Origin of the sequence: Streptomyces sp. NPDC048383, from assembly GCF_040651775.1 — a bacterium.
GTDB lineage: Bacteria > Actinomycetota > Actinomycetes > Streptomycetales > Streptomycetaceae > Streptomyces.
Genome location: NZ_JBEZKS010000015.1, coordinates 59,826 through 78,865 on the forward strand (window position 1 = coordinate 59,826; position 19,040 = coordinate 78,865).

Below are 19,040 nucleotides of genomic sequence, written 5' to 3' on the forward strand. Positions count from 1 at the left end.
CCGCGTGGACCGATGCTTTGACTGATTCGCGACGGTGTGGCGAAATTCGGTCCGCCGTGTCGTCACCCGCAGGGGTGACAGCGGCGGGACGTGCGGGTGCAATCGGTCGAACGGGAGTGTAGGGGGCCGTGCGGAGGGTGACAGTGGGCCCTAAGCGAGTCCGGGACCCATAGGAGGCACTCCATGCGCGGAGCCACCCACGTCAAGTGGGCCGCATGCGCGGCGGCCGTCGCCCTCACGGTGACGGCCTGCGGCGGTGGCAGCGACGGCGGGGACGCGGGCGGTGGCGCGGGGATCGTCAGTTCCTCGTGGGGTGACCCGCAGAACCCGCTGGAGCCCGCCAACACCAACGAGGTGCAGGGCGGCAAGGTCCTCGACATGCTGTTCCGCGGTCTCAAGCGGTACGACGCGAAGACCGGCGAGGCCAAGGACATGCTCGCCGAGAAGATCGAGACCACCGACAGCCAGAACTTCACCGTCACACTGAAGGACGGCTGGAAGTTCAGCAACGACGAGCCGGTCACCGCCCAGTCCTTCGTGGACGCCTGGAACTACGGGGCCGACGTCCGCAACAAGCAGAACAACTCGCCGTTCTTCTCCGACATCGTCGGCTACGACGACGTCCACCCGGCCGCCGGCGAGCCGAAGACGAAGACCATGTCCGGTCTGGTCGTCAAGGACCCCAAGACCTTCACCGTCGCCCTCAAGGAGAAGTTCTCCACCTGGCCCGAGACCCTCGGCTACCAGGCCTTCTCCCCGCTGCCGAAGTCCTTCTTCACCGACCACTCCGGCTGGCTCGCCAAGCCCGTCGGCAACGGCCCGTACACGGTGGACTCGTACACCAAGGGCACCGGCATGAAGCTGCGCACGTGGGAGGGGTACCCGGGCGCGGACAAGGCGCAGAACAGCGGCGTCGACCTCAAGGTGTACACCGACAACAACACGGCCTACACCGACCTGATCTCCGGCAACCTCGACCTCGTCGACGACGTCCCGGCGCAGCAGCTCAAGAAGGTCAAGGACGACCTCGGCGACCGGTACATCAACCAGCCGGCGCTGATCATCCAGACCCTCACCTTCCCGCTGTACGACCCGCAGTGGGGCAAGGAGGGCATGGAGAAGGTCCGCCGCGGCATCTCCATGGCGATCAACCGCGACGAGATCACCAAGCAGATCTTCCGCGAGACCCGCACCCCGGCCAAGGACTGGACCTCCCCGGCGCTCGGCGAGGCGGGTGGCTTCTCCTCCACCGCCTGCGGGGACGGCTGCGCCTACGACCCGGCGCAGGCCAAGAAGCTCATCCAGGAGGGCGGCGGGCTGCCCGGCGGCAAGGTCACGCTGACCTCCAACGTGGACACCGGCTCGCACCGCGACTGGATGGACGCCGTCTGCAACAGCGTCAACAACGCGCTCGGCGAGGGCCCCGTCTGCACGGTCAACCCGGTCGGCACCTTCGCGGACTTCCGCAACCAGCAGAGCTCCTTCAAGCTCACCGGGCCCTTCCGCTCCGGCTGGCAGGCCGACTACCCGCTGATCCAGAACTTCCTGGAGCCGCTCTACTACACCGGCGCCTCCTCCAACTACGGGAAGTTCAGCAACCCGGACTTCGACAGGCTCATCGACGACGCCAACAAGGAGAACGACGCCACGAAGGCGACCGCGATCTTCCGGGACGCGGAGAAGATCCTCGCCGAGCAGATGCCGTCCATCCCGCTCTGGTACCAGAACGGCAGCGCCGGCTACTCCGAGCGGCTCTCCGACGTGGCCCTGAACCAGTTCAGCGTCCCGGTGTACGACCAGATCAAGGTCGCCTGACCGCCCCCGACGGATCGAACCGGGCCTCCCACCGCCCCCGGGGCGGGGGAGGCCCGCCGCGCCCACCGACAGCATGGAGCATTCCATGGGACGTTACGTGATCCGGCGGCTGCTCCAGATGATCCCCGTGTTCATCGGCAGCACGTTCCTGATCTTCTTCATGGTGTACGCGCTCGGCGATCCGGTGGCCGCCCTCTTCGGCGACAAGGCACCGGACCCGGCCACCGCGGCCCGCATCCGCAAGGACCTCTACCTCGACCAACCCCTGTGGAAGCAGTACCTCCACTACATGGGCCAGATCTTCCACGGCGACTTCGGCACCGCCTTCAACGGGCAGCCCGTCACCGAGCTGATGGCGAGCTCGTTCCCCGTCACCCTGCGCCTGACCATCGTCGCCATCGTCATCGAGGTCCTCGTCGGCATCACCCTCGGCGTCGTCAGCGGTCTGCGCCGCGGCCGGGCCACCGACTCCACGGTCCTGGTCCTCACCCTCGTCGTCATCTCGGTGCCCACCTTCGTGACCGGCTACCTGCTCCAGTACCTCTTCGGCGTCAAATGGGGCTGGGTGCGGCCCACGGTGTCCCCGGACGCGCCGTTCAGCGAGCTGATCCTGCCCGGCATCGTCCTCGCCCTGGTCTCCCTGGCGTACGTCACCCGCCTCTCGCGCACCTCCATCGCCGAGAACGTCAGGGCCGACTACGTCCGCACCGCCGTCGCCAAGGGGCTGCCGCGCCAACGGGTCATCACCCGGCACCTGCTGCGCAACTCCCTGATCCCGGTCGTCACCTTCATCGGCACCGACATCGGCGCGCTGATGGGCGGCGCCATCGTCACCGAGCGGATCTTCAACATCCACGGCGTCGGCTACCAGCTCTACCAAGGCATCCTGCGCAACAACTCACCGACCGTGGTCGGCTTCGTGACCATCCTCGTCATCGTCTTCCTGCTGGCGAACCTGCTCGTCGACCTGCTCTACGCGGTCCTGGACCCGAGGATCCGTTATGCCTGAGTCCGAGCGTCCCGACCAACCGGGCGGGTACGACCCCGTCGGTCCCCGTGAGGGAGAGGCCATGTCACCCACCGGCCAGGGCGGTGCCATGGACCTCGCGCTGGAGGAGGCCGAGAGCGTCGAGGGCGTCCGCAAGACCGACGGCCCCGGCGGCTCCGGCGAGAAGGCCCGCTCCCTGTGGTCCGACGCCTGGCACCAACTGCGCCGCAACCCCGTCTTCGTCGTCTCCTCGCTGCTGATCCTCTTCCTCGTCGTCATCTCCATCTGGCCGCAGCTCATCGCGAGCGGCGACCCCCTGCAGTGCGACCTGTCCAAGTCCCAGGAGGGCTCCTCCCCGGGCCACCCCTTCGGCTACGACACCCAGGGCTGCGACGTCTACACCCGTACCGTCCACGGGGCCCGCGCCTCCATCACCGTCGGCATCTGCGCGACCGTGGGAGCCGCCCTGCTCGGCTCCGTCTTCGGCGGCCTCGCCGGGTTCTTCGGGGGCTGGGGGGACTCGCTGCTCTCCCGGGTCGCCGACATCTTCTTCGGCATCCCCGTCGTCCTCGGCGGCCTCGTGTTCCTGTCCGTGGTCACCAGCACCACCGTGTGGCCCGTCGTCGGATTCATCGTGCTGCTCGGCTGGCCGCAGATCGCCCGCATCGCGCGCGGCTCGGTCATCACCGCCAAACAGAACGACTACGTCCAGGCCGCCCGCGCCCTCGGCGCCGGCAACGGCCGGATGCTGCTGCGGCACGTGGCCCCCAACGCCGTGGCGCCCGTCATCGTCGTCGCCACCATCGCGTTGGGCACCTACATCGCCCTCGAAGCCACCCTGTCGTTCCTCGGCGTCGGGCTGCGCCCGCCGACGGTCTCCTGGGGCATCGACATCTCCAACGCCGCCTCGCAGATCCGCAACGCCCCGCACATGCTGCTCTATCCCGCGGGCGCGCTCAGCATCACCGTGCTCGCCTTCATCATGCTCGGCGACGCGGTGCGCGACGCCCTCGACCCCAAGCTGCGCTGAGGAGTGAGCCGTCAGATGCTGCTCGAAGTCCGCGACCTGCACGTGGAGTTCAAGACCCGCGACGGCGTCGCGAAGGCCGTCAACGGCGTGAACTACTCGGTCGACGAGGGCGAGACCCTCGCCGTGCTCGGCGAGTCCGGCTCCGGCAAGTCCGTGACGGCGCAGGCCATCATGGGCATCCTCGACACCCCGCCCGGCCGGATCACGGGCGGCGAGATCCTCTTCCAGGGCCAGGACCTGCTGAAGATGAAGGAGGACGAACGCCGCCGGATCCGCGGCGCCCGCATGGCCATGATCTTCCAGGACGCGCTGTCCTCCCTCAACCCCGTGGTCAGCGTGGGCGCCCAGCTCGGCGAGATGTACGAGGTCCACCGCGGGATGTCCCGCAAGGCCTCCCGCGCCAAGGCCGTCGAGCTGATGGACCGGGTCCGGATCCCCGCCGCGAAGCAGCGGGTGGGGGACTACCCGCACCAGTTCTCCGGCGGCATGCGCCAACGCATCATGATCGCCATGGCGATGGCCCTGGAACCCTCCCTGATCATCGCCGACGAGCCGACCACCGCCCTGGACGTCACCGTGCAGGCCCAGGTCATGGACCTGCTCGCCGAGCTCCAGCGCGAACTCAACATGGGCCTGATCCTGATCACCCACGACCTCGGCGTCGTCGCCGACGTGGCCGACAAGATCGCCGTCATGTACGCGGGCCGGATCGTCGAGGCCGCACCCGTCCACGCGATCTACGGCGCCCCCGCCCATCCGTACACCCGCGGCCTGCTCGACTCGATCCCGCGCCTGGACCAGAAGGGCCAGGAGCTGTACGCGATCAAGGGGTTGCCGCCCAACCTGCTCGCCATCCCGCCCGGTTGCGCCTTCAACCCGCGCTGCCCGATGGCCCGGCCGCTGTGCCGGGCCGAGGTGCCGCCGCTGGCCGAGGTGGGCCCGGACCGGACGAGCGCGTGCTTCTTCTGGAAGGAGTGCCTCGGTGCCTGAAGCCATCCTGGAGGTCCGCGACCTCGTCAAGCACTACCCGCTGACCCAGGGCGTCCTCTTCCGCAAGCAGGTCGGCGCCGTCAAGGCCGTCGACGGGGTCTCCTTCGCGCTGGCCCGCGGCGAGACCCTCGGCATCGTCGGCGAGTCCGGCTGCGGCAAGTCCACCGTCGCCCGGATGCTGGTCAACCTGGAGCGGCCGACCGCCGGCGCGATCTCGTACAAGGGCGAGGACCTGACCCGGCTGTCCGGCAAGGCCCTCAAGGCCGTCCGCCGCAACATCCAGATGGTCTTCCAGGACCCGTACACCTCGCTCAACCCGCGCATGACGGTCGGCGACATCATCGGCGAGCCCTACGAGATCCACCCCGAGGTGGCCCCCAAGGGCGACCGCCGCCGCAAGGTCCAGGACCTCCTCGACGTGGTCGGCCTGAACCCGGAGTACATCAACCGCTACCCGCACCAGTTCTCCGGCGGCCAGCGCCAGCGCATCGGCATCGCCCGCGGCCTCGCGCTCCGACCCGAGGTCATCGTCGCCGACGAACCCGTCTCCGCGCTGGACGTCTCCGTCCAGGCCCAGGTGATCAACCTGCTGGAACGGCTCCAGGACGAGTTCGACCTGTCGTACGTGTTCATCGCGCACGACCTCTCGATCGTGCGCCACATCTCCGACCGGGTCGGCGTCATGTACCTCGGGCGCATCGTGGAGATCGGCTCCGACACCCAGATCTACGAGCACCCCACCCACCCGTACACCCAGGCGCTGCTCTCCGCCGTCCCCGTCCCCGACCCGCGGGCCCGCGCGCACCGGGAGCGGATCATCCTGTCCGGGGACGTGCCCTCGCCGGCCAACCCGCCCTCGGGCTGCCGCTTCCGCACCCGCTGCTGGAAGGCCGAGGCGCGCTGCGCCGAGGAGGAGCCGCTGCCGGCGGTGCCGGCGGTCTTCCCCACGGGTCCGGCCGCCCATCCGTCGGCCTGTCACTTCGCGGCCGAGAAGCAGGTGGTCCCGCCGTCCCCGGAGCCGCCCGCCCCGCCGCCCCGGGCTGAGGTTTAGCCCGGCCTGTCCCGGGAAGCCCGCTCCGGGCACCCCCGCGGACCGCCCGGACGGGCTCCTTCCGTCGATCATTTTTGGCCACCCGTCGGCGCCGGTCGGCGATGACGCCCCCGTGACCGCCGTAACGACAACACGCTTAACACGGGGGCAACTTGACCGTTTCTGACCCGAGATCTGGGTTGGGCACCCTGAGCGGGTGCGGCCGTGCGGGTGCCGACAGCCGGCCGGGGAGGCGCGCAGCCACCCCGGCCGGCGTTTTCGTGCCCCCGTCCGTGGCCGCCGTACGCCCCTCGTGCTGCCGGAATTCGATCGATACGCTGGTACGGATAGTTATGATCCGTAGCGCACGGTGGGTATGACTTCGCCGCGCGCGCGAATGACGCGACCGATGTCCGCTCGACGTGGAGGTGAACCGCCGTGGCACTCTCGATCTCGGCCGTGGTGCTGCTGGCGATCGTCGTCTTCCTTCTGGTCCGGAAGTCGGGACTGAAGGCGGGACACGCGTTCGTCTGCGTACTGCTCGGGTTCTACCTGGCGAGCTCGACGATCGCTCCGACGCTCAGCCAGCTCACGTCCAACGTGGCGAGCATGATCAGTGGCCTCAAGTTGTAGGTCCTGCTCGTAGGCTGAACCCATGAACGGTCTTCCCGCCCGCCGGCTGCTCCTCGTGCACGCGCACCCGGACGACGAGTCCATCAACAACGGCGTCACCATGGCCAAGTACGCGGCCGAGGGCGCCCACGTGGCGTTGGTGACCTGCACCCTCGGCGAGGAGGGCGAGGTCATCCCGCCGGAGCTGGCCCACCTGACGGCCGATCGCGAGGACGCGCTCGGCCCCTTCCGGGTCGGCGAACTCGCCGCCGCCATGAAGGAGCTCGGGGTCGCCGACCACCGCTTCCTCGGCGGCCCGGGCCGCTTCCGGGACTCCGGGATGATGGGCGCACCCCAGAACACGCGCCCCGGCGCCTTCTGGTCCGCCGACCCGGACGAGGCCGCCGGGTACCTCGTGGAGGTGATCCGCGAGCTGCGCCCGCAGGTCCTCGTCACCTACGACCCGGACGGCGGGTACGGCCACCCGGACCACATCCAGGCCCACCGCGTCGCGGTGCGGGCCGCGGAACTCGCCGAGCAGGCCGACTACCGGCCCGAACTGGGCGCCGCCCACGCCATCGCGAAGATCTACTGGAACCGCGTCCCGCGCTCGGTCGTCGAGGAGGGCTTCGCCCGGCTCCACGAGGCCGGCGACGTGGTGCCCTTCGCGGGTGTCGCGACGCCCGCCGACATCCCCGGAGTGGTCACCGACCGGCGGATCACCACCGAGATCGGCGACGACGCGGGGGAGGTGTTCGCCGCGGCCAAGGCCGCCGCGATGCGGGCCCACGTCACCCAGGTGGCCGTCGACGGGCCGTTCTTCGCGCTGTCGAACCACCTGGCCCAGCCGCTGTTCACCCGCGAGTACTACGAGTTGGTCGCCGGTGAGTCGGGCGCTCCGGCGGGGCGGCGCGAGCGCGACCTGTTCGCGGGGGTGGACGCGTGAGCACCGCCCGGATCGCCGTCCTGCTCGGCCTGCTGGTCCTCGGCGCGCTCACCGGCGCGGCCGGCTGGCTCGTGGTGGACCTGTGGTTCCCCGGCGGGCTGCTGCTCGCGCTGTTCGCCCTCTTCGGACTCTTCCTCGCCGGTCGGATCTCGACCGGCACGGGGATCGGCGTGGGCGCGGCGGCGGTCGGCTGGTTCGTCTCGTACGTGGTGCTCAGCCTTCCGCGTCCCGAGGGTGATTTCCTGCTCGGTTCATCCGGAATCGGTATGTACGCATACCTTTTGGGTGGTAGTGCGATCGCTGTGATCTGCGCCACGATGCGGCTGCTCCCGGACCGTCCCGTTTCGGCCGTGCGGCCGCGCGCTTGACGGTGCGTCCCACTCCTCGGGACTCCGATCGGGGACGGCTTGAGGGGGTTTGACGGGCCCTCGGGACGCTGTCCGGGGAGAGCCAAGAGGAACCTGGGATTCCTGGGGGACAGTTGTGCGGTGGCGACGGCCAGTATGGTGGACGGGCCGCCGAGCTGCCCGCGCACGGTATGACGGGCGGCGGAGCCAACCGGGAGAACCTGCCTTGAGTCGTGAAACCGACAGTTCGCCCCCCGGGCCCCAAGGGCACGGTGGAGCCGTCTACCCCTCGGGTACACCGCCGTACGGAACCGGCCACTACCCGTCCACGGACGCCGCGGCGACCGCCCCGGAGGAGAACCCTGTGACGTCGAACCCGTCCACGCCCGACAATGACGGGCCGAAGACCGAGACCACCCTGACGACCCGTATCCGGATCAACATTCCGGGTTCGCGGCCGATCCCGCCCGTGGTCGTGCGCAAGCCGGTGCGGGACACCGGCCGGCCCGCCGGCCCCGAGCCCGTCCAGGCCGCGCCCGAGCCCGCGCCGGCTCCGGCGCGGTCCGCGCCGCCCGTGCGCTCGGCCCTGCCGCCGGCCGCGCCGGCCCCGACCCCGCCGGCGCCCCCGGCCCCCGGGCCCGCCGAGCCGCAGGAGGCGGCCAACAGCAACTGGTTCGCGCCGCGCAAGGCCGGCCCGCCGCCGCCCGCCACCGGCCAGGGACCCGCGCCGGGCGCGAGCTACGGCTCCGAGCCGGGACGTCCCGCCGGTCCGGGCGCCCCCGGCGTCCCCGCCGGACACGGCGGACCCGGCACGCCGGGTCCCGGCGCCGGATTCGCGCCCCCCGCCGCCCAGGGCATGCCGCAACCGCCCCTGACGCACGGCAACGGGGCGGGCTTCGCGCCGCCCCCGAACATCGGCGGCCCCGGCGTCGGGACGCCGCCGCAGGGCTACCCGGCGTACGACGCCGGGCCCGTCACGGAGGCCTTCCCCGCCTACACGGAGCCCGCCGGGCCGACGGGCGGGCCCGCGATGGGGACCGTCCCCGTACACGCCGACGAGGCTCCGCGCTGGCCGGGCCCCGAGGCCGGCGGCGTGCCGACCCCGCCGCCCGGGCCCGTGGCGCCGGTGCCCCCGCCCGGACCGCAGCCGCCGAAGCAGACCCGGCCGACGCCGCCCGCGCCCCCGGCGGGCAAGCAGACCAAGGGCGCCAAGCCGGCCGGCAAGCCCGCCAAGAAGGGCCGCTCCAAGCTGGTCCTCCTCGGCGGTGGCGTCATCGCGCTGGTCGGCCTGGCCTACGGCGCCGGTCTGCTGCTGAACCACTCCGACGTCCCCAAGGGCACCACCGTCCTCGGCGTCGACATCAGCGGCAGCCGCGACGAGGCCGTCAACAAGCTGGAGAAGGCCTTCGGCACCCGCGCCGCGACCCCGCTCCAGCTCAGCGTCGGCGGCAAGCAGGTCGAGCTGAAGCCGGAGAAGGCCGGGCTCACCCTCGACGCGCAGACCACCGTCCGCAACGCGGCCGGCAGCGACTACAACCCCGTCACCGTCATCGGCAGCCTCTTCGGCGTCGAGCGCACGGCCGAGGCCGTCATGCCGGTCGACGAGGAGAAGCTGCGCGTCGCGCTCCAGGAACTGGCGGGCGGCGCCGGCGGCGTCACCGAGGCGACGATCAAGTTCGACACCGGCAAGGCCGTCGCCGTCCCCGGCAAGGCGGGCCAGGGCCTCGACGTCGACGGCTCGGTCGACCTGGTCCGCAAGGCCTTCGGCGCGCTCGTCGGCGGCGGCAAGGCGGCCCCCGTCGAACTGCCCGTCACCACCCGGGAACCCACCATCACCCAGGCCGAACTGGACCGGGCGATGAAGGAGTTCGCCGAACCGGCGATGGCCTCCCCCGCGACGGTCAAGGCGGGCGGCAAGGCCCTCCCGTTCGGTGCCAGGTCCCTGCCCAAGATCCTGAGCATGACGGCCGTGGACGGCCGCCTCGTCGAGAAGTACGACCTGGAGGCCCTCAAGGCCACCTACGGGAACGCCTTCGACGGAGTCATGATCACCCGGGGCACCGGCGCGAAGACCGCCGTGACCCCCGAGGACGTCGCGGGCGCCCTCGGCAAGGCCCTCAAGGGCAAGACGGCCGCCGAGCGGATCGCGGTCATCGAGACCAACGCCGGCTGACCGGCGGCGTCCGGCCACGCGTGCGCGAGCCCCTTCCCGGCCGGGGAAGGGGCTCGCGCACGTACGGACTCAGTTCAGCAGCGCGCGCGCCGACACGGCCTCGCCGCGGATGCGGGCCGCCGACTCGGTGTCCACCGCGTCCATCACCTCGGCGTACGCCTCCAGTTCGCCCGCGCCCTCGGTGAAGGCGCCCCGCTCCACCAGCAGCCGCGCGCGCTCGTAGCGCAGCGCCGCCGGGTGCGAGGGCAGCAGCAGCGCCAGGTCCAACGACCAGAGGGCCACCGCCGAATGCTCCGGCCGGGCCGACGCCCAGGCCCGGATGTTGTTCAGGATCCGCAGCACGATGGCCGGGGTCCGGGCCGGGGTCCGCGGCCCCGAGGCCAACTCCGCCGGGCCCGTACCGAGCGAGGCCCCGCCCGCGAAGGGGTCCGCGACGTGCCCGTCCTCCGGGTCGCCGAAGCCCACCACGAAGTGCCCGGGCAGCGCCAGCCCGTACACGGGCGCGCCCGCCCGCCGCGCCACCTCCATCCAGACGACGGACAGCAGGATCGGCAGCCCCCGCCGGCGCCGCAGCACCTCGTGCAGCAGGGAGGAGGAGAGCCGGTCGTAGTCCGCCGGAGTGCCGTGGAAGCCCATCCGGCCGCCCAGCAGCTCCGTCAGCGCCGAGGCCCAGGCCTGCCCGCCGCTCAGCCCGTACGGCAGCATCCCCGCCAGCCGGTCCAGCTCGATCTGCGCCCAGTCCATGGCGCGTTCGTCCAGCTCCGGGTCCGCCTCCGCCGCCAGCAACAGGCACAACTGCGCCAGGTCGGGCCGCTCCGCCCGGGCCTCCGCCGCGAACAGCTCCCGGGTCCGCGCGCTCATCGGGCCGCCCCGGCCCGGAAGTGGTGGTACGCGTGGTGCGTCGCGAAGCCCATCCCGTCGTACAGCGCCCGCGCCCCGGGGTTGTCCGTCTCCACCTGGAGCCACGCCGCGGAGGCGCCCTCCTCCAACGCCCGCCGGGCCAGCGCCGTCATGACCACCGTGGCCAGACCCCGCCGCCGGTGTTCCGGGGCGACCGTGACGGCCGCGAAGCCGGCCCAGCGCCCGTCCACCACGCACCGGCCGATCGCCCGGCCGTCCGCGAGGGAGGCGAACCACACCGAGGGGCCCGCCACGAGCGTCCGGCGGGCCAGGTCCGGGTCCCGGACCCGGCCGTAGCGGCCCAACCACGCCTCGTCGGGCGCGCGGGTCAGGCGTACGTCCGTCACGTCGGCGTCCAGGTCGGCGACCGGGGCCAGGCCGGCGGTGCGGACCTCCGCCGAGACCTCGTTGACCCAGCCGCGCCGTTCCAGCTCCGCGCAGAGCAGCTCCTGCGTGCCCGCCGAACCGGTCGCGGCCTGCACGTACGCCGGAAGGTCGCGTTCCGCGTACCAGGAGCTCACCCGGCCTAGTGCTTCGTCCAGGGGTATGCCGGGATCGCCGAGCGGCAGGACGGAGTTGGCCCGCCGGGTGAAGCCCCCCGCGGCCCGGAGCGTCCACTCCCCGAGCGGCTCGCTCTCCAGGGGTACCCAGGCCCGCGCCGTGATCCGGGCCAGCTCCTCGAAGGAGGCCGCCGGACCCCTGCGCCGGGCCGGCGCCGGAGGCACCGTCTTGCCCGCGACCAGGGCGGATTCCGGGATGTGGACGGACACGCCGTCCTTGCGTGTGATCGTGAGCACACCCTCGTTCCAGGATGTGAGAACCCCTACGGCGTCGGCGAAGACGGGGGACCGCCCCGACTCCTCCTCCACCCGTCGTACAGAGACTCGTTTACCCACGTCAGCCGGGGTGATACGGATCTCCAGCAGCCCACCGGCAGTGATTTCCACAGCTCTGTCCGCCCCTCCTGTTCGGATCGTGCCCGGGAACGGAGATACTAGGTGCGGGCATCGACGACGCCGCGCTCCCGCGCGAATGGACAGCCCTACCGAGGAGGAACGAGAGCGTGACCTACGTCATCGCGGAGCCTTGTGTCGACGTCAAGGACAAGGCATGCATCGAAGAGTGCCCCGTCGACTGCATCTACGAGGGCCGGCGGTCCTTGTACATCCACCCGGACGAGTGCGTCGACTGCGGCGCGTGTGAGCCGGTCTGCCCGGTCGAGGCCATCTTCTACGAGGACGACACCCCGGAGGAGTGGAAGGACTACTACAAGGCGAACGTCGAGTTCTTCGACGAGCTCGGTTCGCCCGGTGGTGCCTCCAAGCTCGGCCTGATCGAGCGCGACCACCCCTTCGTCGCGGCGCTGCCGGCGGACATCAACCCGCAGCACTGACCGTTCACGGCAGAAGCTCCTCGGTCCCGTCCGGCATTCGTGCCGCGCGGGACCGAGCCGTTTCACCCCCCGCACCAGCACGTACCCAGAGAGAGCAGAGACCCCCGTGGCCGCAGTATCCGACCGCCTTCCCGCCTTTCCCTGGGACAAGCTGGAGCCGTACAAGGCGACGGCCGCGACCCACCCCGACGGCATCGTCGACCTGTCGGTCGGCACGCCCGTCGACCCGGTCCCGGAGCTGATCCGGCGCGCCCTGGCGGACGCCGCCGACTCCCCGGGCTACCCGACGGTGTGGGGGACGCCGGCGCTGCGCGACGCGATCACCGGCTGGCTGCGCGGGCGGCTCGGCGCGAGCGCCGCCGGTCACCGCAACGTCCTGCCGGTGGTCGGCTCCAAGGAGCTCGTGGCCTGGCTGCCGACCCAGCTCGGCCTCGGCGCCGGCGACAAGGTCGCTTACCCCCGCCTGGCCTACCCGACGTACGAGGTCGGCGCCCGCCTGTGCGGCGCCGAGGCGGTGGTCTACGACGACCCGACCGACCTCGACCCGACCGGCGTGAAGCTGCTCTGGCTCAACTCCCCGTCCAACCCGACCGGAAGGGTCCTCCCCAAGGAGGACCTGATCCGGATCGTGGCCTGGGCGCGCGAGCACGGCGTCCTGCTCTTCAGCGACGAGTGCTACCTGGAGCTCGGCTGGGAGGCGGAGCCCGTCTCGGTCCTGCACGACGAGGTCTGCGGCGGCTCCTACGAGGGCATCGTCGCCGTCCACTCCCTCTCCAAGCGGTCCAACCTGGCGGGCTACCGCGCCGCCTTCATCGCCGGCGACGCCGACGTGCTCGGCGAACTGCTGGAGATCCGCAAGCACGGCGGGATGATGACCGCGGCGCCGGTCCAGGCCGCCGTCATCGCGGCCCTGGGCGACGACGCCCACGTCGCCCAGCAGCGCGGGCGCTACGCCGCCCGCCGCGAGGCGCTGCGCACGGCCCTGGAGGCACACGGCTTCCGCGTCGAGCACAGCGAGGCGAGCCTCTACCTGTGGGTGACCCGGGACGAGCCCTGCTGGGACACCGTCGCCCACCTCGCGGACCTCGGCATCCTGGCAGCGCCCGGCGACTTCTACGGCGAGGCGGGCGCACGGTTCGTCCGCGTGGCCTTCACCGCCACCGACGAGCGGGTCGCCGCCGCGGTCAAGCGCCTGGGCTGAGCGGGGCGGGAGCCCCGCGAACACCCGAGGGGCCGGGAGCACGCGCTCCCGGCCCCTCCGGCCGTTCGTGGGTCCCGCGGCGGGGTCAGCCACCCAGCGGCAGACCGCCCACGGGCAGGGTGCTGATCGGCAGGGCGCCCACGGGCAGGCCGCCGAGCGTCTTGGTCGCCGTACCGGCCAGCTCGCCGGCCGGACCGGCCGCGGGGACGGCGTCGGTGACGGCGCCCGTGGCGTCGCCGGCCGCGGCGGCGGTCGCGTCCGCGGAGTCCGGCGCCGTCAGCGCGCCCAGCTGCGGCACGGACTCCAGACCGGCGGCACTGGCCGCGCCGGCCGCACCGACCACCGGAGCGGCACCGGCGGCCAGGAGCAGCGCGGTACGGGCGATCCGACGGGTCAGGGGGAGGGACATGATGCTCCTAAGCGGTAGCGGCTGAGTACGCCGTGTACAACCGCTCCCGGGGTGCGTCGAGTTGCGGATGCCCCGGGTAAAGGATGGGTAATGCGTGCGCTTATCGGCTTCGGCGACAAGCGCATGAGATGGCCGCACGCCCTCCCGCCACGCCCGCCGACCAGCGGGTCCGCGCTCCGGTCCGGCCGCCGTGCGGGCGCCGCGCGCCCCTCCCCGCACGGGGGACGGTTCGCACGTCCGTCCGCGCGGCTCCGGTCAGCGGGGGCGGGTCGGGAAGATCCGTACGTCCTGCGGGCCCGCCGCGCGCGGATCGCCCGAACCCGACGCGCCGGGGACGCTCGGCACCCACTCGCCGCGGTTCTCGCCCGCGGTCCAGGCCACGCCGTCGTAGGAGACGCGCTGGATGCCGAGTTCGGCCGCGTGCGCGACGGCCCAGTTCGCCAGCTCCCAGCCGCGCCGCTGGTCCCGCACCGGCAGCGCGACCTCACTCGTGTCCCGGGGCGCGGAACTGCCGTGCGGGGCGCCCGCCTTCGGCAGCACGCCCGCGCCGAAGTCCCGGCCGAGGGCGTCGCGCACGCGCGCCGGATCGCCCTCCGGTTGGGCCTTCGGGCCGGCGCACGCGAGCATGGCGCGGGCCTTGCCGGTGAAGGCCGTGGTCAGGAGCGCCGCGTCCGGCTCGTGCTTGGCGTAGGCGTCCGGGAAACCGCTGCGCTGCACCTTCTGCGCGGCCACCGTCAGCGGCATCCCCCCGTACCCGGGGACGTCCTCCAGCCGGTCGTAGAAGATCCCGGCCGAGTACACCGGGTCCATGACCTGCTCCGGGGTGCCCCAGCCCTGCGAGGGGCGCTGCTGGAAGAGGCCCAGCGAGTCCCGGTCGCCGTGGTCGAGGTTGCGCAGCGCCGACTCCTGCATGGCGGTGGCCAGCGCGATCGTCACCGCCCGCTCGGGCATCCCCTTCGTCGTCCCGACGGCGGCTATCGTCGCCGCGTACCGGGCCTGCTCGGGGCTCAGCTCGTAGCTGTGCCCGGCGCCTCCGGCCGCCGCGTCACGGGCGTCGCGGACCGTGCAGTACGGGGCGCCGGCCCCGCCGTTGGACTCGTACTGAAGGACGCAGTACCCGGCCAGGCCGAGCAACGCGAACAGTGCCGCGGCCCCGCGGAGCGGGCGGCGGCGCCGGGGACGGGAGCGATCGGTCTCGGACACGCGGCTACCGTACTTGAGGCATATGACGCGTCCAGCGGCCGGACGCACCCGGTTCCGGGGCATCCCGGGGCGTTAGGGTCGGGGCCATGTCCGAATCCGAGCTGGACCTCACCCTGGACGCTGCCGAGCTGACCGCCCGGCTCGTCGACATCCCCTCCGTGAGCGGCGACGAGAAGGTACTCGCCGACCTCGTGGAGAACGCGCTGCGCGGCATCCCGCACCTCACCGTCGACCGGTACGGCAACAACGTCGTCGCCCGCACGCACCTCGGGCGTGCCGAGCGCGTCGTCCTCGCCGGCCACCTCGACACGGTGCCGATCGCCGACAACGTGCCCTCCCGCCTCGACGAGAACGGCGTCCTGTGGGGCTGCGGCACGACGGACATGAAGTCCGGGGTCGCCGTGCAGCTGCGCATCGCCGCGACCGTGCCCGAGCCGAACCGCGACCTCACCTTCGTCTTCTACGACCAGGAAGAGGTCGCCGCCGACCTCAACGGCCTCGGCAAGGTCGCCGAGGCCCACCCCGACTGGCTCACCGGGGACTTCGCCGTCCTGTTGGAACCCTCCAACGCCGAGGTCGAGGGCGGCTGCCAGGGCACCCTGCGCGTCCTGCTCCGCACGGCCGGCGAGCGCGCGCACTCCGCGCGCAGCTGGATGGGCTCCAACGCCATCCACTCCGCCGCCCCGATCCTGGCGAAGCTGGCGGCGTACGAGCCCCGCAAGCCGCTCATCGACGGCCTGGAGTACCACGAAGGGCTCAACGCGGTCCGCATCGAGGGCGGCGTCGCCAACAACGTCATCCCCGACGCGTGCACGGTCACCGTGAACTTCCGCTACGCCCCCGACCGCAGCGCCGAGGACGCCCTGGCCCACGTGAAGGAGGTGTTCGCGGACTGCGGGATCGCCGAGTTCGTGATCGACGACTTCTCCGGTGGCGCCCTGCCCGGCCTGTCCCACCCGGCCGCCGCGGCCTTCATGGAGGCGGTCGGCGGCCGCGCCATGCCGAAGTTCGGCTGGACCGACGTGGCCCGCTTCAGCGCCCTCGGCGTGCCGGCGGTCAACTACGGTCCGGGGGACGCGTTGCTGGCCCACAAGGTCGACGAACGCGTCGGGACGAAGGCGATCCTGCACTGCGAAGAACGACTCCGTGCCTGGCTGACCTCGTAAATTCCCCTTCTCGTCACCTTTGTGCGCCTAACCTGATCCAACGATCAGCAGGAGGGAGCACATCATGGGCAACCACCGCAATGCCGAAGGGGACGCTCGTCGTCGGCCCGAGGAGCAGCAGCTCGGGCCCGTGCTGCGCAGGCGGAGCCAGGTGCAGGCGGGCAGTACGACGGACCAGCGGCTGTTGGACTCGGCCGGACCCTCCGAGTGGGTGCACACCGATCCCTGGCGGGTCCTGCGCATCCAGTCGGAGTTCATCGAGGGCTTCGGCACGCTCGCGGAGCTGCCGCCCGCGATCAGCGTGTTCGGCTCGGCCCGCACTCCGGTCGACTCGCCGGAGTACGACTCCGGCGTACGGATCGGCCGGGCCCTCGTCGACGCCGGCTTCGCCGTCATCACCGGCGGCGGCCCCGGCGCGATGGAGGCGGCCAACAAGGGAGCGCGCGACGGCGGGGGCATCTCCGTCGGGCTCGGCATCGAGCTGCCCTTCGAGCAGGGGCTCAACGAGCACGTCGACCTCGGTCTGAACTTCCGGTACTTCTTCGTCCGCAAGACGATGTTCGTGAAGTACAGCCAGGGCTTCGTGGTCCTGCCCGGCGGCCTCGGCACCCTCGACGAGATGTTCGAGGCGCTGACCCTGGTCCAGACCCAGAAGATCACCCGCTTCCCGATCGTGCTGTTCGGCACGGAGTACTGGAGCGGCCTGATCGACTGGCTGCGCAACACGGTGATCGCCCAGGGCAAGGCCTCGGAGAAGGACCTGTACCTCTTCCACGTGACGGACGACGTGGACGAGGCGATCGCCCTGGTGACGAAGGAAGTCGGCAAGTAGCGCGAGCCGCTCCACCCACCCACCGGCCCCACCCCCCGGCGGTAGACCGCCGGGGGAGGGCACGGACCGGGTTCGGCCTCCGCGGGGCTCAGGCCAGGCCGCGGCGGGCGACCGCCGGCGGACGGTGTCCCTGGATCGTCGCCACCATGTCGAGGACCTGCTTGGTCTCCGCCACCTCGTGGACCCGGTAGACCCGCGCGCCCAGCCACGCCGACACGGCCGTGGTCGCCAGGGTGCCCAGCAGGCGCTCCTTGACCGGCTTGTCGAGGCTCTCGCCGACGAAGTCCTTGTTCGACAGGGACACCAGCACCGGCCAGCCCGTGTCGGTCATCTCGCCGAGCCGCCGGGTGGCCTCCAGCGAGTGCCGGGTGTTCTTCCCGAAGTCGTGCCCCGGGTCGATCATGATCGCGTCCCGTCGGACGCCGAGCGCCACCGCGCGTTCCGCCAACCCGACCGTGACGGCCAGGACGTCCTCCATCACGTCCCCGTACGAGGTCCGGTGCGGGCGCGTGCGCGGTTCGACGCCGCCCGCGTGGGTGCAGACCAGACCCGCGTCGAAACGCGCCGCGACCTCCGCGAGCTTGGGGTCCACCCCGCCCCAGGCGTCGTTCAGCAGGTCCGCGCCGGCCTCGCACACGGCCTCGCCGACCTCGTGCCGCCAGGTGTCGACGCTGATCACCACGTCGGGGTGGCGGCGCCGTACCTCGGCCACGAAACCGACCGTGCGCCGGGCCTCCTCGGCCGCGTCGACGTGCTCCCCGGGGCCCGCCTTCACCCCGCCGATGTCGATGATGGCCGCGCCCTCGGCGACCGCCCGCTCGACCCGGTCCAGCGCGGGCTCGTCGTGGAACGTCGCGCCCTGGTCGTAGAAGGAGTCGGGAGTCCGGTTCACGATGGCCATGATCACCGGCTCGTGGGTGGCGAACTCGCGTCGGCCCAGTCGCAGCATCCTGCTCTTTCCTCCTTCGGCGACCCTCGCGCCTCGTCTGTGACCTTAACCTGGTGGCCGGAGCCTCTCAGGGGAGATGATCGTGTTCTGGTTCTTGCTGATCGCGCTGGTCGTGGTCGTGGCCGCGGTCACCCTCGCGGTGGTCGGCGGAGGTACGGAGGCCGTGCTTCCGGAAGCCGAACCGGACCGGGTGGCCGACGGCCTCCCGGAGAGCCGGCCGGTCGTCCGGGCGGACATCGACGGACTGCGGCTGCCGGTCGCCCCGCGCGGCTACCGGATGGCGGAGGTGGACGACGTACTGGACCGCCTTGGGGCCGAACTGGCCGAACGCGACGCGCGGATCGCGGAGCTGTCGGCCGCCGCGCCCGCGCCCGCGCCCCGCGACGAGGCGCCCGCCGCCGCCATCGACCTGACCAAGGACGCCCGGTGAGCGGAGGGCTCGTCGCCGGCCCGGACGGCGTCCGGCGCTGCCCGTGGGGGCTGGCCACCGAGGACTACGTCGCCTACCACGACACCGAGTGGGGCAGGCCGGTCCACGGCGACGACGCCCTGTACGAGCGGCTGTGCCTGGAGGCGTTCCAGTCGGGCCTGTCCTGGCTGACGATCCTGCGCCGCCGCGAGGGCTTCCGCAGCGCCTTCGCCGGCTTCGAGATCGCGGCCGTCGCCCGGTTCGGCGAGGCGGACGCGCTGCGGCTGCTGGCCGACGAGGGGATCATCCGCAACCGGGCCAAGATCGAGGCGACCCTCGCCAACGCGAAGGAGCTCGCCGGGTGGAAGCCGGGGGAGCTGGACGCGCTGATCTGGTCCCACGCCCCGGAGGAACCCGGCCCGGCCCCGAAATCCGTGGCGGACGTCCCGGCGGTCACCCCCGGGTCCACGGCCCTGGCCAAGGCCCTGAAGAAGGCCGGGATCCGGTTCGTCGGTCCCACGACGGCCTACGCCCTGATGCAGGCCTGCGGGCTGGTCGACGACCACCTGGCGGGCTGCGTCTCCCGCGGGGCCCGCTGAGCCCCGCGGGAGGAACCCGGAAGGGATGTCGGCGGGCCGGGTCGGCGC

The 19,040-nt window shown here is 72.2% G+C and carries 20 protein-coding genes; 15 read left to right on the forward strand and 5 right to left on the reverse strand.

Annotated features, from left to right (window positions below; translation table 11 throughout):
• Positions 1–183: 183 nt before the first annotated feature.
• From AB0D46_RS13355 to AB0D46_RS13395, 9 genes are all read left to right on the forward strand, one after another.
• Positions 184–1,815 carry an ABC transporter substrate-binding protein gene (locus AB0D46_RS13355; RefSeq protein ID WP_362877444.1) on the forward strand — a complete coding sequence of 544 codons (1,632 nt, stop codon included), beginning with the start codon at positions 184–186 and terminating at the stop codon, positions 1,813–1,815.
• An 85-nt stretch (positions 1,816–1,900) separates the two neighbouring features.
• Positions 1,901–2,824 carry an ABC transporter permease gene (locus AB0D46_RS13360; RefSeq protein WP_362877445.1) on the forward strand — a complete coding sequence of 308 codons (924 nt, stop codon included), beginning with the start codon at positions 1,901–1,903 and terminating at the stop codon, positions 2,822–2,824.
• Positions 2,825–2,885: 61 nt separating this feature from the next.
• Positions 2,886–3,833, forward strand: a complete 948-nt coding sequence (locus AB0D46_RS13365; RefSeq protein WP_362877446.1) for an ABC transporter permease — start codon at positions 2,886–2,888, stop codon at positions 3,831–3,833.
• A 15-nt stretch (positions 3,834–3,848) separates the two neighbouring features.
• Entirely contained in the window at positions 3,849–4,823 is a 975-nt protein-coding gene (locus AB0D46_RS13370) for an ABC transporter ATP-binding protein (RefSeq protein ID WP_362877447.1), read from the forward strand.
• Positions 4,816–5,874, forward strand: coding sequence for a dipeptide ABC transporter ATP-binding protein (locus tag AB0D46_RS13375; protein ID WP_362877448.1), 1,059 nt, complete (start codon positions 4,816–4,818; stop codon positions 5,872–5,874). Before AB0D46_RS13370 ends, AB0D46_RS13375 begins: the two co-directional genes overlap by 8 nt.
• 417 nt (positions 5,875–6,291) lie before the next feature.
• Positions 6,292–6,486, forward strand: a complete 195-nt coding sequence (locus AB0D46_RS13380; protein WP_136213899.1) for a hypothetical protein — start codon at positions 6,292–6,294, stop codon at positions 6,484–6,486.
• A 22-nt stretch (positions 6,487–6,508) separates the two neighbouring features.
• On the forward strand, positions 6,509–7,411 hold the full coding sequence (mshB, locus tag AB0D46_RS13385; RefSeq protein ID WP_362877449.1) for an N-acetyl-1-D-myo-inositol-2-amino-2-deoxy-alpha-D-glucopyranoside deacetylase: 903 nt from the start codon (positions 6,509–6,511) through the stop codon (positions 7,409–7,411).
• Entirely contained in the window at positions 7,408–7,779 is a 372-nt protein-coding gene (locus AB0D46_RS13390; RefSeq protein ID WP_362877450.1) for a DUF6113 family protein, read from the forward strand. Before mshB ends, AB0D46_RS13390 begins: the two co-directional genes overlap by 4 nt.
• Before the next feature lie 343 nt (positions 7,780–8,122).
• Entirely contained in the window at positions 8,123–9,931 is a 1,809-nt protein-coding gene (locus tag AB0D46_RS13395; protein ID WP_362877451.1) for a hypothetical protein, read from the forward strand.
• A 69-nt stretch (positions 9,932–10,000) separates the two neighbouring features.
• Here AB0D46_RS13395 and AB0D46_RS13400 read toward each other — a convergent pair whose 3' ends face one another.
• Together AB0D46_RS13400 and AB0D46_RS13405 are read right to left on the reverse strand one after the other, a co-directional pair.
• The gene (locus AB0D46_RS13400) at positions 10,001–10,792 is read right to left on the reverse strand and encodes a transglutaminase-like domain-containing protein (RefSeq protein ID WP_362877452.1); all 792 of its coding nucleotides are present in this window, start codon (positions 10,790–10,792) and stop codon (positions 10,001–10,003) included.
• Positions 10,789–11,778: a GNAT family N-acetyltransferase gene (locus AB0D46_RS13405; RefSeq protein ID WP_362877453.1), complete on the reverse strand. Its 990-nt coding sequence runs from the start codon at positions 11,776–11,778 to the stop codon at positions 10,789–10,791. Before AB0D46_RS13405 ends, AB0D46_RS13400 begins: the two co-directional genes overlap by 4 nt.
• 116 nt (positions 11,779–11,894) lie before the next feature.
• On the opposite strand from AB0D46_RS13405, the gene fdxA reads away from it, so the two are divergent.
• Positions 11,895–12,224 carry a ferredoxin gene (fdxA, locus tag AB0D46_RS13410; RefSeq protein ID WP_362877454.1) on the forward strand — a complete coding sequence of 110 codons (330 nt, stop codon included), beginning with the start codon at positions 11,895–11,897 and terminating at the stop codon, positions 12,222–12,224.
• Between the two features lie 106 nt (positions 12,225–12,330).
• Complete coding sequence (gene dapC, locus AB0D46_RS13415; RefSeq protein WP_362877455.1) at positions 12,331–13,425, forward strand: succinyldiaminopimelate transaminase; 1,095 nt, start codon at positions 12,331–12,333, stop codon at positions 13,423–13,425.
• A gap of 85 nt (positions 13,426–13,510) precedes the next feature.
• Here dapC and AB0D46_RS13420 read toward each other — a convergent pair whose 3' ends face one another.
• A complete protein-coding gene (locus AB0D46_RS13420; RefSeq protein ID WP_362877456.1) occupies positions 13,511–13,834 on the reverse strand; it encodes an ATP-binding protein in 324 nt (107 codons plus the stop codon).
• A gap of 255 nt (positions 13,835–14,089) precedes the next feature.
• Positions 14,090–15,037: a hypothetical protein gene (locus tag AB0D46_RS13425; RefSeq protein ID WP_362877457.1), complete on the reverse strand. Its 948-nt coding sequence runs from the start codon at positions 15,035–15,037 to the stop codon at positions 14,090–14,092.
• Positions 15,038–15,123: 86 nt separating this feature from the next.
• On the opposite strand from AB0D46_RS13425, the gene dapE reads away from it, so the two are divergent.
• Both dapE and AB0D46_RS13435 read left to right on the forward strand, forming a co-directional pair.
• Complete coding sequence (gene dapE / locus AB0D46_RS13430; protein ID WP_362877458.1) at positions 15,124–16,203, forward strand: succinyl-diaminopimelate desuccinylase; 1,080 nt, start codon at positions 15,124–15,126, stop codon at positions 16,201–16,203.
• A 64-nt stretch (positions 16,204–16,267) separates the two neighbouring features.
• Positions 16,268–17,035, forward strand: coding sequence for a TIGR00730 family Rossman fold protein (locus AB0D46_RS13435; protein ID WP_362877459.1), 768 nt, complete (start codon positions 16,268–16,270; stop codon positions 17,033–17,035).
• A gap of 88 nt (positions 17,036–17,123) precedes the next feature.
• On the opposite strand, the gene folP is transcribed toward AB0D46_RS13435, so the two are convergent.
• Positions 17,124–17,984 carry a dihydropteroate synthase gene (gene folP / locus AB0D46_RS13440; protein ID WP_362877460.1) on the reverse strand — a complete coding sequence of 287 codons (861 nt, stop codon included), beginning with the start codon at positions 17,982–17,984 and terminating at the stop codon, positions 17,124–17,126.
• 76 nt (positions 17,985–18,060) lie between these two features.
• On the opposite strand from folP, the gene AB0D46_RS13445 reads away from it, so the two are divergent.
• The gene (locus AB0D46_RS13445; RefSeq protein ID WP_362877461.1) at positions 18,061–18,414 is read left to right on the forward strand and encodes a DivIVA domain-containing protein; all 354 of its coding nucleotides are present in this window, start codon (positions 18,061–18,063) and stop codon (positions 18,412–18,414) included.
• Complete coding sequence (locus AB0D46_RS13450; protein WP_362877462.1) at positions 18,411–18,992, forward strand: DNA-3-methyladenine glycosylase I; 582 nt, start codon at positions 18,411–18,413, stop codon at positions 18,990–18,992. Before AB0D46_RS13445 ends, AB0D46_RS13450 begins: the two co-directional genes overlap by 4 nt.
• Positions 18,993–19,040: the final 48 nt, after the last annotated feature.

What these genes read in the sequence shown, in the direction of transcription:
- AB0D46_RS13355 (WP_362877444.1), top strand. Translation starts at nt 184, where the DNA reads ATGCGCGGAGCCACCCACGTCAAGTGGGCCGCATGCGCGGCGGCCGTC.
- AB0D46_RS13360 (WP_362877445.1), top strand. Translation starts at nt 1,901, where the DNA reads ATGGGACGTTACGTGATCCGGCGGCTGCTCCAGATGATCCCCGTGTTC.
- AB0D46_RS13365 (WP_362877446.1), top strand. Translation starts at nt 2,886, where the DNA reads ATGTCACCCACCGGCCAGGGCGGTGCCATGGACCTCGCGCTGGAGGAG.
- AB0D46_RS13370 (WP_362877447.1), top strand. Translation starts at nt 3,849, where the DNA reads ATGCTGCTCGAAGTCCGCGACCTGCACGTGGAGTTCAAGACCCGCGAC.
- mshB (WP_362877449.1), top strand. Translation starts at nt 6,509, where the DNA reads ATGAACGGTCTTCCCGCCCGCCGGCTGCTCCTCGTGCACGCGCACCCG.
- AB0D46_RS13400 (WP_362877452.1), bottom strand. Translation starts at nt 10,792, where the DNA reads ATGAGCGCGCGGACCCGGGAGCTGTTCGCGGCGGAGGCCCGGGCGGAG.
- AB0D46_RS13420 (WP_362877456.1), bottom strand. Translation starts at nt 13,834, where the DNA reads ATGTCCCTCCCCCTGACCCGTCGGATCGCCCGTACCGCGCTGCTCCTG.
- dapE (WP_362877458.1), top strand. Translation starts at nt 15,124, where the DNA reads ATGTCCGAATCCGAGCTGGACCTCACCCTGGACGCTGCCGAGCTGACC.
- AB0D46_RS13435 (WP_362877459.1), top strand. Translation starts at nt 16,268, where the DNA reads ATGGGCAACCACCGCAATGCCGAAGGGGACGCTCGTCGTCGGCCCGAG.
- folP (WP_362877460.1), bottom strand. Translation starts at nt 17,984, where the DNA reads ATGCTGCGACTGGGCCGACGCGAGTTCGCCACCCACGAGCCGGTGATC.
- AB0D46_RS13445 (WP_362877461.1), top strand. Translation starts at nt 18,061, where the DNA reads ATGATCGTGTTCTGGTTCTTGCTGATCGCGCTGGTCGTGGTCGTGGCC.